This is a genomic window from Chryseobacterium tagetis (assembly GCF_016735585.2).
In the GTDB taxonomy this organism is placed as follows: Bacteria; Bacteroidota; Bacteroidia; order Flavobacteriales; family Weeksellaceae; genus Chryseobacterium; species Chryseobacterium tagetis.
Window position 1 is genome coordinate 191,839 of the sequence record NZ_JAERSE020000001.1, and the last position, 14,081, is coordinate 205,919.

General features: G+C 34.1%; 18 protein-coding genes. 3 read left to right on the plus strand and 15 right to left on the minus strand.

Going from position 1 to position 14,081, the window contains the following annotated elements; genetic code table 11:
- Positions 1–61: 61 nt before the first annotated feature.
- On the plus strand, positions 62–934 hold the full coding sequence (locus JI747_RS00805) for a ChaN family lipoprotein (RefSeq protein ID WP_225685575.1): 873 nt from the start codon (positions 62–64) through the stop codon (positions 932–934).
- A 173-nt stretch (positions 935–1,107) separates the two neighbouring features.
- A complete protein-coding gene (locus tag JI747_RS00810) occupies positions 1,108–1,737 on the plus strand; it encodes a peptide deformylase (protein ID WP_225685576.1) in 630 nt (209 codons plus the stop codon).
- A 17-nt stretch (positions 1,738–1,754) separates the two neighbouring features.
- Here the strand turns inward: JI747_RS00810 and JI747_RS00815 are convergent, their stop codons facing one another.
- The 11 genes from JI747_RS00815 to JI747_RS00865 all read right to left on the minus strand — a co-directional run bounded on the left by JI747_RS00815 (position 1,755) and on the right by JI747_RS00865 (position 9,986).
- Positions 1,755–2,387 carry a hypothetical protein gene (locus JI747_RS00815; protein WP_225685578.1) on the minus strand — a complete coding sequence of 211 codons (633 nt, stop codon included), beginning with the start codon at positions 2,385–2,387 and terminating at the stop codon, positions 1,755–1,757.
- Positions 2,388–2,450: 63 nt separating this feature from the next.
- Entirely contained in the window at positions 2,451–3,572 is a 1,122-nt protein-coding gene (locus JI747_RS00820; RefSeq protein WP_262904116.1) for a lactonase family protein, read from the minus strand.
- A 58-nt stretch (positions 3,573–3,630) separates the two neighbouring features.
- Positions 3,631–3,879, minus strand: coding sequence for a hypothetical protein (locus tag JI747_RS00825; protein WP_225685580.1), 249 nt, complete (start codon positions 3,877–3,879; stop codon positions 3,631–3,633).
- Between the two features lie 128 nt (positions 3,880–4,007).
- Complete coding sequence (locus JI747_RS00830; RefSeq protein WP_225685582.1) at positions 4,008–4,430, minus strand: organic hydroperoxide resistance protein; 423 nt, start codon at positions 4,428–4,430, stop codon at positions 4,008–4,010.
- The gene (locus JI747_RS00835) at positions 4,431–4,865 is read right to left on the minus strand and encodes a MarR family winged helix-turn-helix transcriptional regulator (RefSeq protein ID WP_225685584.1); all 435 of its coding nucleotides are present in this window, start codon (positions 4,863–4,865) and stop codon (positions 4,431–4,433) included.
- A gap of 29 nt (positions 4,866–4,894) precedes the next feature.
- Positions 4,895–5,527, minus strand: coding sequence for an NAD(P)H-dependent oxidoreductase (locus tag JI747_RS00840; protein ID WP_225685585.1), 633 nt, complete (start codon positions 5,525–5,527; stop codon positions 4,895–4,897).
- Between the two features lie 194 nt (positions 5,528–5,721).
- A complete protein-coding gene (locus tag JI747_RS00845) occupies positions 5,722–6,855 on the minus strand; it encodes a DUF4932 domain-containing protein (protein ID WP_225685586.1) in 1,134 nt (377 codons plus the stop codon).
- 92 nt (positions 6,856–6,947) lie between these two features.
- Entirely contained in the window at positions 6,948–7,976 is a 1,029-nt protein-coding gene (locus tag JI747_RS00850; protein ID WP_225685587.1) for a serine hydrolase domain-containing protein, read from the minus strand.
- A gap of 40 nt (positions 7,977–8,016) precedes the next feature.
- On the minus strand, positions 8,017–8,487 hold the full coding sequence (locus JI747_RS00855; RefSeq protein ID WP_225685588.1) for a hypothetical protein: 471 nt from the start codon (positions 8,485–8,487) through the stop codon (positions 8,017–8,019).
- 82 nt (positions 8,488–8,569) lie between these two features.
- Positions 8,570–9,301, minus strand: coding sequence for a lipoyl(octanoyl) transferase LipB (lipB, locus tag JI747_RS00860; protein WP_225685589.1), 732 nt, complete (start codon positions 9,299–9,301; stop codon positions 8,570–8,572).
- A 100-nt stretch (positions 9,302–9,401) separates the two neighbouring features.
- A complete protein-coding gene (locus JI747_RS00865) occupies positions 9,402–9,986 on the minus strand; it encodes a Crp/Fnr family transcriptional regulator (RefSeq protein WP_225685590.1) in 585 nt (194 codons plus the stop codon).
- A gap of 137 nt (positions 9,987–10,123) precedes the next feature.
- Here JI747_RS00865 and JI747_RS00870 point away from each other — a divergent pair, with 137 nt between their 5' ends.
- Entirely contained in the window at positions 10,124–11,017 is an 894-nt protein-coding gene (locus JI747_RS00870; protein WP_225685591.1) for an SDR family oxidoreductase, read from the plus strand.
- Positions 11,018–11,057: 40 nt separating this feature from the next.
- Here JI747_RS00870 and trpA read toward each other — a convergent pair whose 3' ends face one another.
- Genes trpA through JI747_RS00890 form a run of 4 tightly spaced genes read right to left on the minus strand, consistent with a single transcriptional unit; the run spans position 11,058 to position 14,061 of the window.
- Positions 11,058–11,792 (minus strand): tryptophan synthase subunit alpha, encoded by a 735-nt coding sequence (trpA, locus tag JI747_RS00875; protein WP_225685592.1) that lies wholly within the window; start codon positions 11,790–11,792, stop codon positions 11,058–11,060.
- Entirely contained in the window at positions 11,789–12,331 is a 543-nt protein-coding gene (locus JI747_RS00880) for a hypothetical protein (protein WP_225685593.1), read from the minus strand. The genes trpA and JI747_RS00880 overlap by 4 nt, the downstream gene beginning before the upstream one ends.
- Complete coding sequence (trpB, locus tag JI747_RS00885; RefSeq protein WP_225685594.1) at positions 12,324–13,511, minus strand: tryptophan synthase subunit beta; 1,188 nt, start codon at positions 13,509–13,511, stop codon at positions 12,324–12,326. The genes JI747_RS00880 and trpB overlap by 8 nt, the downstream gene beginning before the upstream one ends.
- Positions 13,512–13,515: 4 nt before the next feature.
- On the minus strand, positions 13,516–14,061 hold the full coding sequence (locus JI747_RS00890; RefSeq protein ID WP_225685595.1) for a hypothetical protein: 546 nt from the start codon (positions 14,059–14,061) through the stop codon (positions 13,516–13,518).
- Positions 14,062–14,081: the final 20 nt, after the last annotated feature.

Consider the following 14,081-nt stretch of genomic DNA (forward strand, 5'->3'; position numbering starts at 1 on the left):
CGGAATGACAAAATTCTGATGATTTAAACTTTGCGTTAAATTAAAACTATAAAAAATAAAAATGAAACATATTTTCATCGCGATATTGCTTGTTGTTTTTGGTTCATTGAGTGCCCAAAACTTCAAACCGTATCAGTTTTATGATAAAAAAGGAAAAGAAATTAAGACGGAGAAATTAGTTAAAGAACTAGCTGATTACGATGTGGTTTTCTTTGGTGAAAATCATAACAATTCAATCAACCACTGGCTTCAACTGAAAATTACCGAAGCTTTATATGCTCAGAAAAATGGACAGCTTATTTTGGGAGCAGAAATGTTTGAAAGAGACAATCAGTCTCAGCTAAACCAATATTTAAGTGGGAAATTTGATGCTAAAACTTTAAAAGATTCGGCGCGTTTGTGGAGTAATTTCACAACAGATTACAAACCTTTGGTAGATTTTGCGAAAGATAAAAAACTAAATTTTATTGCGACTAATATTCCGAGAAAATATGCCTCTCAAACAGCAAAAGAAGGCTTAGAATCTCTGAATAATTTATCTGCAAAAGAAAAAACATACATTGCTCAGCTACCTATTAAAGTAACTTTGGATACGCCCGGTTATCCGGAAATGAAAACCATGATGGGAGATCATGCAGACGGAACAAAAGTGATGAACTTTATTTCCGCTCAGGCGATAAAAGACGCTACCATGGCGGAATCTATTCTGAAAAATATGCAGGCTGGAAAGACATTTATCCATTACAACGGAAATTACCACAGTAAAGAATTTGGCGGAATTTACTGGTACATCAAACAGAAAAACCCCAACCTGAAAATGGCGGTGATCTCCGTGTTTGAATCCGAAACCCCTGAATTAAAAGTTCCTGAAAAAGACTACATTCCGACGGATTTCAATCTTATTATTCCGAGTGATATGACGAAAACGTATTAAGAAAGAGCCAGGTAAAAAGTAAAAAGAATCAAGTTTGGAAAGTCGGAAATAGTTAGATTACGACATAATATCAATAGGAACGGGCTTTAGCCCGTTTTTGTATGTCAAAAAAGTTAATTGGTTTTAACCAAAACGTCATTGCATTAATTATATTTGTATAACATCTTTCAAAAATGAAAAAACTACCTTTTCTGCTTATCCTTTTCATTGGTTTATTCCATGCTCAGAAACTGACTTCCAACGAGATTTCAATCATCAATCATGGTGATATCAATTCAGCGTTATCAATATATCAAACGATAGATGAACATCAGCATAAAACGTTATTAAGCCTTTCCACAGAAATCGATACGTTGGATAAAAACACAGCAGTTTTAGTCAAAAGGATGAAAGCATCTTTGCTGTCAACCGATGGTGGAGTAGGAATTGCAGCTCCTCAGGTTGGGATCAACAGAAAAATTATCTGGGTGCAGCGTTTTGATAAGCAGGGCGAACCTTTGGAATATTTCATCAATCCAGTAATTGTCTGGAGATCTGAATTACAGAATCTCGGTCCGGAAGGCGATTTATCGATTCCAGATTTCAGAGACCAGTTTTACAGAAGCAAAGTGATCCAATTGGAATATGTTGATTTGAAAGGTCAGAAATATTCAGAAATTGTAGAAGGTTTCACCGCAGTTATTTTCCAGCACGAAATCGACCATCTTTTTGGAATTTTGATCTCAGATAAAAAAGAAAAAGAGAAAAATGATGCTTATCAACAGGTAGATGCTTTTAAGAAAAGCGGTTCTGTAACGAGATAACTTTAGCTTAGATTATTCTACTGTTTATTATTAATATCTTCCACCATTTTAATGATTTCCAGAAAGTCATCTTCTTTTTTGAAAGCTTTTATTTTTTCAACTACTTCAGGATAATCTTTGAAAAGAATATATAGATTTTCTTTGGCTTTCTCATATTTCTTTTCTTTCATTCTGATCATATAAGGATAAGCATATAATTTTTTGTCGGGATCGTTGGAATCCTGAAAGATAAAATTCGGATAATCTTCTATCACTCTTGCAATGGCGTTATAGCCTCTTATTGAGGTGAAATAAATATTGAATTTCCCTTCCGAAATCACTTCACCAAAGGTCTCCGTAATCTTTGTCGGACTTCCAATCAAAGCATAATTCTCGGCATAGGCAGAGAAATTATATAAAGGAACAAATCTCATATTTTCCGAAGAAAAGCTGACAATATCATTAGGTGTGTATTTTGTAGGTTTTTCTTTTTCGGCTGTTCTGAAACTTAATTTATCATTTTGGCTCGGATACCATTTGATCTGCCCGCTGAGTTCGGATTGATCTTTAAGCGTGACTTTTCCATCGGCAAACTCTGTGGCAAAAGCATATTTCTGTGCGTAAGAAAAAAGTGTACTTACAATTAAAATTAGACTGAAGATTTGTTTCATGATATTGGTGTTATTTGAATTTTTGAAATCCAAAAATATTAAATTATTCTGTCTTTAAAAGAATTAATATTTCCTGATCTGCACACAGGAAACACTTTTAATTTTGATCTTTTTACCCACTTTTTTCAGTAAACCCGTTTCAGGATTTCTTTTGAATACAACCACAGTTCCGCTTTGTGCATTAGTAGCAATCAGAAACTTTCCACTGGGATCAAGCCCGAATACTCTCGGATGTTTTCCTTTTATAGATTGATAGCCAACTGTCTTTAAAGTTCCGTCATTTTGGATTGAAAATAGGGCAATATTGTTTTCTACACCTCGATTGGAAGCATATAAAAATTTTCCATCGGGAGAAATATGAACATCGGAGCTCTCAAAATCCTCTTTGTATTTCTCAGAATGCGTATTGATTCTTTGAAGAGCATTCAGTTTTCCGTTGTCATAAGAATATACGCTTACTGCTCCGCCCATTTCTTCAATGCAATAGGCGAACTTTCCGTTCGGATGAAAAGTCAAATGCCTTGGTCCGCTTCCTAACGTTGTTTTTGTGAAAGGAACTTCAGCAGTTTTTAAAGGCTCATTTTGATTACTGTTGAACTCGTAAGCTCTGATTTTATCAGCTCCCAGATCAGGAAGAAACAGGTAATTAAAATCAGGAGAAAAAACAGTGGAGTGGATGTGTGCACGTTCCTGTCGACCCGGATCTACACTTCCTTCCGTAAATTGAAAATTCTGAACATAAGGCTCAATCTTTCCGTTTTCTGAAATCGGATATACAGAGACGCTGCCTTCACTATAATTTCCATTGACGAGCCATTTTCCATTTTTATGAGCTGTTATATAAACCGGATTTTCACCACCGCTTTTTTGCTTATTGATGAAAGTTAAAGACTTATTTTTTGGGTTAAATGCAAAACTGCTTACACTTCCTCCGTTTTTTGTTTTACTTTCCGTGCAGGCAAAAACGTATTTTCCGTCCGATGATACCGTAAGAAACGAAGGATTCAAAATTCCCGCATAAGAAGTTATTTTCGATAATTTTCCACTGATTGTGTCTAACTCATATACGTAAAGTCCTTCTGTGTCTTTATCGCGATTGAACGAGCCGAAGAATGCGTAGGTATTTTGGGAGTAAAAATGTAACCAGCTACAAATTGTAATGGATAAGGCAAGAAGTTTTTTCAAAATGATAGAAGAAATAATTATTAAAATTTAAAAATGGGAGTCGTATTTCTTTTCATACTTACTTTAAACCTCTGGAATTAATTTCGTTTTCCAGGTCTTTACTGTCCGTTTTGTTTTTTATTAAAAAGAATACAAATATTAACGGGAAAAGTGTGAAAAAAGTAAAACCGTTTTTGATAGCACCATATATTGAAATTCCGATTAAAACTCCGATAAGTACAGCATTGATGATAAGCTGTGTTTTTAAACTTTTTCTTTTATCTAATAATTCCTGATCACTGAATTTTGCAAATTTTTCTTCTTTCATTATTTGATGCTTAATTGTTGTTTAGATGATTCTATAAAATTAATTATTTTCCTCAGAAGAACCCCTTAAAAACAAAAAAATCCGTTTCAAAAGAAACAGATTTTAGTTATAATCAAAGAAAATTATTCTTAATTGTTCGTTACCGATAATTTTACTTCAATATTATTTCTTGTCGCATTAGAATAAGGACAGATTTCATGAGCTTTTTCCGTTAAAGATTGCGCTTCTTCAATTGAAACACCCGGAATATTTACATCAAGTTCAACTGCCAATCCGAAGCCTCCGTTTTCTATTTGACCAATGCTTACTAATGCGGTAACGGTGGTCTCTCCGGTTTTTACTTTTGATAAACTGATCACTCGGTTCAAAGCACTGTCAAAACATGCTGAATATCCTGCTGCGAAAAGCATTTCAGGGTTGGTGAAATCATCGTTTGCACCTCCTAAAGCTTTCGGCATTTTTACTTCCAGATCAAGAATTCCGTTTTCGCTTTTTACCTGACCGTTTCTACCTCCTTTTGCGGTTACTTTTGTTGTATATAAAGTTTTCATTTATTTTTCTATTTTGCTTAATATTTTTTGGACACTTTCTTTCAGATCGATCCAATCTTCTTTAGTGACATCTATTTTGTTCTGAATTTTTTCTGGGATCTCACAGGCCTTTTGCTGAAGAGCCTTTCCTGAATCTGTGATGAATACTTCAACCACCCTTTCATCTTCTTTTTTTCTTTTTCGCTGGATAAATCCTTTAACTTCCAATCTCTTCAGAAGAGGAGTCAGTGTACCGCTGTCCAAATATAATTTTTCCCCGATGCTGCTCACAGCAAGACCATCATTTTCCCACAAGACCATCATCACAAGATATTGAGGATAAGTAATGTCGAGTTCATCAAGAAACGGACGGTAAAGCCCTGTAATCTCTTTTGCGATCACATACAGCGGAAAGCAAATTTGATTTTCTAATTTTAAAGATTTTGAATTTTCCATACGTTTTAAAAAATGAAAATTGATGATTTTTATTTTCTGATGATGAATTCCTCCATCGGAACACGCACTTTCTTCATAGAAGCCAGCCAGTCTTTCTCCTCGTCTCTATAGCCAAGATAAAGTAAACTTACACTTTTTAAGCCTAATTCTTTTAACCCTAGAATTTCATCCACTACCGCATTGCTGAAACCTTCTGCAGGCGTACTGTCGATTTTCAGTTCTGCAGCCTGTGCCAAAGCAAATCCCAATGCAATATAAGTTTGTCTTGCAGTATGTGCGAAATGTTCTTCAGGTGTTTGTGCACCGTATATTTCTTTAATTTTATCGGTATAGCTTCCAAAACGTCCTCTTGGTAATTCTCTTACATCAGTATGATAATCATACACTTTGTCGATTTTTTCGTCAGAATAACTGTCCCAAGCAGCAAATACCAAAACGTGGGAAGAATCTCTCATAACTTCAGGATTCAAAGCTCCCTGAATCATTTTTTCTTTTAATTCTTGATTTTCAACTACGATAACACGGAAAGGCTGTAAACCCGATGAAGTAGGAGCTAATCTTGTTGCTTCTAAAATAGTATTTAAATCTTTTTCTGAAACTTTTTTAGTCGGATCATATGCTTTCACGGCATGTCTCCATTCTAAATCTTGTAGTAATGACATGTTGTTTTTATTTTAAAATTATTATTTACTGATATTGACTATGCAAATATATAGCCAATTAAATTGTGTGCAATTTAATTTAGTGAAATTTAACGTTTTAAAAAATCTATAATAATAATTAATAAAAATTTAAATTGTTGATTTGTAGAATAATAATAAAAAAAAACTGTATCAATTTGATACAGTTTTAAAACTTATTGTTGGCTACACCATTGTATAAACTCAGGATATAGATCGTCAATTTTTTTGTTGGGGTATTTTTTTCTTGTTGCTAACAAGGCATCGTTGAATTCCTTCATTTTAGGAAAACCTCTTTCTTTCATCACTTGATTGACGCTGTGATAAGCGTTATCTACTATTTTTTGATCATTTTTGAATTTTTCAGTAGAAAAAAGATAGAAAACGGCATACGTCATATATTCATTAAAAACTTTTTCAGGATTAGGATAATATTGAGTGCCTTCCTGTTTGGTATTTACCCATTTTTCTCTGTCTTTTAAAGCATTTTCAATTTCCTTTATATAATTTTTGGTAGGTGTCCCCACATAGTTATGGTCGATTTCAGTCAACATTCCTCTTGTGTTCAGAACGATATTTTCTTCTTTACTAAGAGCTGGGTCTTCTTCAACGGGTGGGAGTACCATTACGATTTGTTTAAAGTCCTTGTCTTTATAATTATCAGTATAATTAAGACCATTAATTAACGGAGAGCATAGGATCAGATAATTGTTGACCTTTGTATTGAAATTTTTCTCCAGCCATTTCCATTGTTCACCAAGATTTGCTTGTTCGTTATAAGTAGAAATAATGTTTTTATAATAAGGAAGATGATCTTTATAAAACGTTCTGAAATCCGATTTAACCGCGAAATCTTCAATTTCCTTTTTATAAGTAGAGATAGGATTCACTTTGATAATCGCACTTGAAGATACTTTTTGTGCAGGGAAAATATAATATTTATTGGGAACCAGTTGATTGTTTTTGAAATCATAGCTTGTTCCATTTCCTGTTAAAAATATGTAGTTTAAAGGATTAGCTTTAATTAAAGAGTCGAATTTAACGATTATTTTTTCGTTGTTAAATTTTTTAAACTGCTGAAGAACATCCTGATAATACTGTCCTTTTTGTTGTACCATATCATCATTTTCCAATCCTGCTTCCGTAATTGCAATCATGATATGAAGCAGCTCTTTCAGTTCATTAATCTCAATTTTTGCATTTCCCTGATGCTCTTTTTTAAACTTCTCATCAAAACTTACCTGTTTTGTTTCCTGTGCAGAAATGGTAAAAGCTAAAAGCAAGCTCAACATTAAAATTATTTTCTTCATGAATACATTAATTTTTTGAAGTCCAAAAATAAAGTTTAATCTTTTATAAAAGCACTTTATTTTGAATAATTAAATGTATTTTTCATAAGTGTTTATCTGCTCAGATCATTTTTAAAAATGATATTCTTAATTTCAGTTTCAAAATAATAGTAGAGATTGCCGTCTTCATTCATCTGATTTTCCAAAACAATAATACTGACATCACTTTTAGGAATATAGATATTAAGTGAAGCAAAACCATCTCCCAATCCTGTATGGCCAAAATACTGAAGATCGTGATCTTTTACAATTCTGATATTGTAGCCGTATCCCATTTTATCTTTTCCAAAAACATCATGCTGCGACATTGCTGATGGAGTCGTCATCAGTTGATACATTTTTGGACTTAAGATTTTTCCTTTATGAAGGTTGTTATTCCAGATGGATAGATCTTTTGCAGTCGTTATGACTCCGTCTGCGGGCAGATTTTCATTGTTGATAAAAGATTCCTGAACCGGGCTGAAAATGTTATTTTTTACCATATGTCCGGAAACAAGATTTCTTCGGTTTTCTTTAGAATAACAGAAAGTATCCTTCATTCCTAACTGTTGGAACAGTGCATTCGCCAATTCCGTATACGTTTTATGAGAAACGTTTTCAATGATTTTTCCTAAGAGAATATTAGAAAGGTTTCCGTATTTGAAATCAGATCCCGGTTTGAATAATAAAGGTTTTTCAAGATCAATGATTCCATGCGTATGATTCAGTAACTGATGAACCGTCACAGAATCTGCCCAGGTTTGGGTAAGATTAGGTAAATATTTTTTGATGGATGATTGTAAATCCACTTTTCCCTGTTCAACTTGTTTTAATAATAAAACAGCCGTGATCTGTTTGGTGTTTGACATGATTTCAAATTGATCATTGAGCTTCAGAGGAATTTTAGTATTTACATTTTGAAAACCATAAGCTTTTGAATACTGTGTTTTTCCGTTTTTAGTAATGAGAATGACACCGTTGAATGTTCTTGGAATTTTGGCTGTTATTAAACTGTCAATCTTGCGAGCGTACTTTGTTTGAGCAGATGTGAAGGAAAAGAAGAGAATTAATAAAAAAGATAAGAATTTGAAATTTTGCGACATGTGGAGGTGAGTTTTCTTGATGAAGTAAAAAATATAAGGACTATTTTATTTTTGTAAATTTTATGATGGTTTCCTGCTTAAGATGATTCCTAAAACCCATTGATATGGTATCTAGTTTCTCTCTCAGATTGATATCATCATAATCAATACTTACATTAGAATCATGAATTCCTCCTGTGTCTGAATAATAATTAATGAATTGGTAATGATCATCCTCAGTCAGCATTTTTTCTCCGGTTTTTAAATTTTTCAACTTTACAATGAAAGCAAAAAAATTCTTATTGATTGTTAAGTCTTTTTTAGAATTAAATTTGAAGGTTGTAAAAGCATCTTCGAGATAATATTCTGAATTATTAATGGTCACAATTCTTTGAGAAGGCCTGTAAATATGAATTAATAATTTATCATTTTTAGCCTCTTCAATCGTATTGGGCAGAGAAGTGAGATCAGAACCTACACATGAACATAAAAAAAGAGTTGTTGATAAGAGTAGAAATTTTAAAATCTTCATTCGAACGTTTTTTTCAAAGATACTTAATAAAAAAATCTGTCTCCAAAAGAAACAGATTTAATGTAATTTATGTTGATTAATTTTATGCTTTAGCAACCAATTCAGCCTCAAAAACATCTGTAAAATGCTTTCTGATCTTAGCTTTGATGTCTTCCATTTCTTCAGGAGTCAGATCTCTTTCAAGTTCTCTTTTCAAAGAAGTCACCTGTTTGTCTTTGATACCACAAGGAATGATGTATTCAAAATAACGCATATCGGTATTTACATTCAGAGCAAAACCATGTAAAGTTACCCATCGTGAAGCTTTCACACCCATTGCACAGATTTTTCTGGCATAAGGCTTTCCTACATCCAGCCAAACCCCTGTTTCTCCCGGAGAACGTTCACCTTTTAAACCATATTCAGCGATGGTTCTGATGATGACTTCTTCAAGATTTCGCATGTATTTGTGAATATCGGTGAAGAAATTTTCAAGATCTAAAATAGGATAGCCTACAATTTGTCCGTATCCGTGATAGGTAATGTCTCCGCCACGGTTCACCTTGACGAAAGTAGCTTCGATTTCCTTTAACTTATCAATTCCGGCAAGCATATTTTCTTCATGTCCGCTTTTCCCCAACGTGTACACATGAGGATGCTCAACTAAAAGAAAATGATTGGGAGTTGTACTATGTTCTTCTGCAGGTAAGTCGCGGTTTTTTATTTTGGTATCAATGATATCTTTCATCAGTTTTTCCTGATAATCCCAAGAGGGTTGATATTCTTTTATGCCTAAATCTTCGAATTCTACTACTTTATTCTGATGTGTGTTCATACCGGTTTTTGAATACACAAATTTAGTGATTTTTATGCTTCTATGGAATGGACAAAATCTATGGTATTTATTCTTGAATCTCTATTTTGTAAAGACTCAATCAGACGGTTTTCAGGATTTGCCGTCTTACTCTTGATAATGTTTCCCTTGACATTCCAAGATAAGAAGCGATCATATGTAAAGGAACTTTACTGAGCAGATCAGGATGATTTTTGACAAAATGTAAATATTTATCTTCGGGAGTGCTGCTAATATTTACTAAGAGTCTGCTATTGATTTCCATTGATTTTCTGGTTAAAAGGTCCTCAATGAAAATACTGAGTGTAGGAATTTCATTGCGGAGCTGGTTGAAATCATGAAGATTAAATGCAAAAATTTCTGAAGGTTCCAGTGCTTCAATAGTCAGTTTTGAAGGAGCGTTATTATAAAAACTTTCAGGATCTGTGGTCCATGACATTTCATTGACAAATTGGAGAATATGTTCATTTCCATCCTCAGAAGTGGAATAATTCCGGAGAAGTCCTTTTGACACAAAGATCTTTGAGGTACAGATATCGCCCTGTCTGCAAATAACTTCTTTGCGCTGAAGACGGATCAGAGTACTTTTCTCTAAAATCAAACTGAACTTTTCGTCCGTTAAACCGGGAAGAGCGTTTTGGAAGTATCTTTTAAAAATTTCTGACATCTTTTTTACTGAAATAATGATTAAAATTAATTATTTTTAATGAGATAATCATGAAATTGTGTCAAATGACCTCGTTTTGAAAAGTTGGGTGAAAGTACATTTGTATCAGAAATTTTAACACAATAAATAATATGAGTATGAAAGTTTTTGTAACAGGAGCTTCAGGATTTGTAGGCTCTGCTGTCGTAAAAGAATTAATTGCAAACGGACATCAGGTAATAGGTTTAGCCCGTTCAGAAGAATCTGCGAAGTCAGTATCAGAAGCTGGAGCAGAAGTTTTGAGAGGAGATTTGGAAAGTCTGGATATTTTGCAAAAAGGAGCAAGAGAAGCCGATGGAGTTATTCACACTGCTTTTATTCACGATTTTTCAGACTACCAAAGTAACGCACTTAAAGACCAGAAAGCGATTGAAGCGATGGGAGAGGTCCTGAAAGGAACGGATAAACCCATTGTGGTTACTGGAGGAACATTAGGATTACCCTTGATTAACGGAAAAATCACTGAAGAAAGTAAAGCACCTGCAGAATCGATCAGATTTTCTGAAAAAGCTTTTGTGAGCTTGACAGAAGTGGGTGTAAATGCATCTATTGTGCGTCTTTCTCCAAGTGTCTATGGGAATTCTGAACTTGGTTTCAAAGGAGGTTTCGGTTTGATGTTGGCCGAATTGGCAAAAACTAAAGGAGCTGCAGCATATATAGGAGACGGAAGCAATGTCTGGCCGGCTGTTCATCGTTTAGATGCTGCAAAATTATTTCGTTTAGCCCTTGAAAAAGGTGAAAAAGGAGCGAGATATAATGCGGTGAACAACGACAAACAATTGTCGATGAAAGAATTTGCAGAATATATTGGGGAGAAATTTAATATTCCTGTAAAATCTTTTTCCAAAGAAGAAGCACAGCAATATTTTACCTGGATGACGTATTTTGTGCAGGAAAATTGTCCGGCAATAAGTACACAGACTCAGGAAACACTGGGCTGGAATCCTTCTGAAAAAAGTTTTATTGAACAACTGGATCAATATTTCTTTTAACTAAAAGCAGTCTTACTTATTCAAAAGTAAGACTGCTTTTTTAATTTTTTATACTTTTAATAAAGCTTTCTGCTTTGGATTTCCAATCTTGGTTTTCTAACAGAATTCTGACAAAAGCCGTTCCGATAATTCCACCATCGGCTTTTTCAGTTACATTTTCAAAATCTTCTTTTGATTTAATTCCAAAACCGATCATGACAGGATTTTGTAAGGGGAGAGAAGCTAATCGGGAAAGATATTCTTCATTTTTTAAAACGGTATTTTCATTGCCGGTCGTAGAAGAAGAACTTACAGCATATAAAAAGCCTGAACTTAAAGAATCTAAATATGAAATTCTCTCATCTGAAGTTTCCGGAGTAACTAAAAATGTGAAATTCAGCTGGTACTTTTCTAAAATTTCCTGATAGTTTTTTTCAAATTCGATTGGAGGTAAATCGGGCAAAATAAGTCCCGAAACTCCACATACGGCACATTCATGACAAAATCTTTCAAAACCAAAACTTAAAACCGGATTGATGTATCCCATTAAAATAATTGGGATTTTAATTTCGTCTTTAATGGATTTTAACTGTGAAAATAATTTCTCAATCGTCATTCCGTTGTTTAAGGCGAGTTCATGTGCTTGCTGTATAACAGGACCGTCTGCAACCGGATCGGAATAAGGCATTCCGATTTCGATCATATCTGCTCCGGAATCCTGAATGTTTTTTATAATATCGGCAGTATCTTCCAACTGTGGAATTCCTGCGGTGAAGTAGATGTTTAGTTTTTTCATATTTTTAAAAAATTTAAGATCATTCCTAATCCTTCTTGTGCAAACATTAAGACAAGTAAAAGAAGAGCAACGAATATTGTTTTTAAAACTATTTTTCTTTTGGAAAAGCTAAAGTTGATAGTAGAGCTTTTAAATAATAGAATCAATTTTTGCCTGTTCAGGAAAAAGACGATAAATATTAAAATCTGATAGAAAATAGCATTTGCCATGGCTCCTCTGTGAACTTCATAAAAGTAATCCTGCAAGATGACGTTGATGAGAATACTGGAAAGTATAAAGCCTCCGACTATTCTTGTTCTCGGAATTAAAAATAAGAATGAACCTATGATCTCGAATATTCCTAAAATAACAGCATACGTTTTTGAATAAGAATAAAATGCCCACATCAAATCCATCCCGTTGTAAGAGGATAAAGGTTTTGGATATTCTGTTATTTTACCGAACTGTTCAAATTTCGCAGCACCATAAATAATCATATATAAAGCAACGAAAATCACAAATGACCATTCTAAAATATTGAGAATTTCTTTTTTAGTCATTATTTAAGTGTTTTAAATACGTTTCCATATCCTTATCGCCTCGACCACTCAAGCAAATCACAACAACATTATTTTCTTTAAACTGTTTTTTATCTAAAACTGCCAATGCATGAGCACTTTCCAATGCCGGAATAATTCCTTCCAGTTTTGTCAGTTCAAATGCAGACTGTAAGGCTTCATCATCATTGATACTGAAAAATTCTGCCCGTTTTTCTTTGAATAAATGAGCGTGAAAAGGTCCGATTCCCGGATAATCCAGTCCTGCTGAAATTGAATGAGGCTCAATAACCTGTCCGTCATCTGTCTGCATGACCAGACTTTTACTTCCGTGCAGAACACCTAAAGTACCTAAAAAGGTCGTAGCTGCAGATTTTCCTGAATCTATCCCGAAACCTCCTGCTTCTGCAGCAATGATTTTCACATTTTCTTCCTCTACGAAATGATAGAAAGTTCCGGCTGCATTGCTTCCGCCACCGACGCAGGCAATGACATAGTCAGGATTTTGTCTTCCGATGTGTTCAAAAAGCTGCTCTTTAATTTCTTTTGAAATGATACTCTGAAATCTTGCTACCAAATCAGGAAATGGATGAGGTCCAACAACGCTTCCGATGACATAATGTGTGGTTGCAGGATGATTGATCCAGTCTCTTAAAGCTTCATTTACGGCGTCTTTTAGCGTTTTTGAACCTGAAGTTGCGGCAATCACTTCTGCACCCAACATTTTCATTCTTGCTACATTAGGAGCTTGTCTTTGAATGTCAATTTCTCCCATGTACACAATACATTCTAGTCCTAATAAAGCACAAGCCGTAGCAGTAGCCACACCATGTTGCCCGGCTCCGGTTTCTGCGATAATTCTGTTTTTTCCTAGGCGTTTTGCCAGTAAAACCTGTCCCAGCGCATTGTTGATTTTGTGAGCTCCCGTGTGATTTAGGTCTTCTCTTTTCAGGTAGATCTGAGTGTTGTATTTCTGACTTAAATTTTTTGAAAAATACAAAGGAGTGGCACGTCCCACATAATTTTTTAATAAATCCTGATATTCCTTTTGAAACTCTTTCGATTCAATGATTTCAAGATAGTTTTTCTGTAATTCTTCTATATTCGGATAAAGTATTTCCGGGATGAAAGCTCCTCCGAATTCTCCATAATATCCGTATTCATCGGGGTTTTTATAATTCATTTCTTTATTCTTTAATAATTAAATATGCATTGTTCTCATCGCTCAGCAGATTGAGCTTTTCTTTTCTTTTTGCTGAAATATTAAAAATCAAAATATCATCGTCCTCCGAATTTACCCATTCTGATCCTGTATTTTCTTTGATCGCTTTACCTTTATCATATAATATTTCAACATTACATTTTTCATAAAACGAACGAAGCTCCTGATGACAGAATCCAATAGTCTCTACATTGTTTTTGACCACATAGTCCCTGAAATACTCAACAAGCTTAGCTCCATATCCTTTTTTCTTCTGGGCAGCAACAAGTCCGACAGCTTCTGCAAAGGGTAGTTGTATTCCTGATATTTCCAATACAAAATCGTAATTAACACGGATGAGTGACTGTATATTTTTATCAGCATCCAATAAAAAATGAAATGTTGAATTTTTGAAGAATGTGCGGAAATAATCAGACTTCATTGAGTTCCATGATGAAATATCCCAAAGCTGAAGAATATGTTGAATTTCCGTTTCGGTTAATTCTTTGGTGTGTTTTATCTGATATTCCATGTTAGTAAATATTTTTTGCT

Bases quoted from the DNA above. Each gene is read 5' to 3' on its own strand.
- JI747_RS00845 (WP_225685586.1), bottom strand. From the start codon at position 6,855: ATGAAGAAAATAATTTTAATGTTGAGCTTGCTTTTAGCTTTTACCATT.
- JI747_RS00870 (WP_225685591.1), top strand. From the start codon at position 10,124: ATGAAAGTTTTTGTAACAGGAGCTTCAGGATTTGTAGGCTCTGCTGTC.
- lipB (WP_225685589.1), bottom strand. From the start codon at position 9,301: ATGAACACACATCAGAATAAAGTAGTAGAATTCGAAGATTTAGGCATA.
- trpB (WP_225685594.1), bottom strand. From the start codon at position 13,511: ATGAATTATAAAAACCCCGATGAATACGGATATTATGGAGAATTCGGA.
- JI747_RS00830 (WP_225685582.1), bottom strand. From the start codon at position 4,430: ATGAAAACTTTATATACAACAAAAGTAACCGCAAAAGGAGGTAGAAAC.
- JI747_RS00805 (WP_225685575.1), top strand. From the start codon at position 62: ATGAAACATATTTTCATCGCGATATTGCTTGTTGTTTTTGGTTCATTG.
- JI747_RS00840 (WP_225685585.1), bottom strand. From the start codon at position 5,527: ATGTCATTACTACAAGATTTAGAATGGAGACATGCCGTGAAAGCATAT.
- JI747_RS00835 (WP_225685584.1), bottom strand. From the start codon at position 4,865: ATGGAAAATTCAAAATCTTTAAAATTAGAAAATCAAATTTGCTTTCCG.
- JI747_RS00890 (WP_225685595.1), bottom strand. From the start codon at position 14,061: ATGGAATATCAGATAAAACACACCAAAGAATTAACCGAAACGGAAATT.
- JI747_RS00810 (WP_225685576.1), top strand. From the start codon at position 1,108: ATGAAAAAACTACCTTTTCTGCTTATCCTTTTCATTGGTTTATTCCAT.
- trpA (WP_225685592.1), bottom strand. From the start codon at position 11,792: ATGAAAAAACTAAACATCTACTTCACCGCAGGAATTCCACAGTTGGAA.
- JI747_RS00825 (WP_225685580.1), bottom strand. From the start codon at position 3,879: ATGAAAGAAGAAAAATTTGCAAAATTCAGTGATCAGGAATTATTAGAT.
- JI747_RS00880 (WP_225685593.1), bottom strand. From the start codon at position 12,331: ATGACTAAAAAAGAAATTCTCAATATTTTAGAATGGTCATTTGTGATT.
- JI747_RS00850 (WP_225685587.1), bottom strand. From the start codon at position 7,976: ATGTCGCAAAATTTCAAATTCTTATCTTTTTTATTAATTCTCTTCTTT.
- JI747_RS00865 (WP_225685590.1), bottom strand. From the start codon at position 9,986: ATGTCAGAAATTTTTAAAAGATACTTCCAAAACGCTCTTCCCGGTTTA.
- JI747_RS00855 (WP_225685588.1), bottom strand. From the start codon at position 8,487: ATGAAGATTTTAAAATTTCTACTCTTATCAACAACTCTTTTTTTATGT.
- JI747_RS00815 (WP_225685578.1), bottom strand. From the start codon at position 2,387: ATGAAACAAATCTTCAGTCTAATTTTAATTGTAAGTACACTTTTTTCT.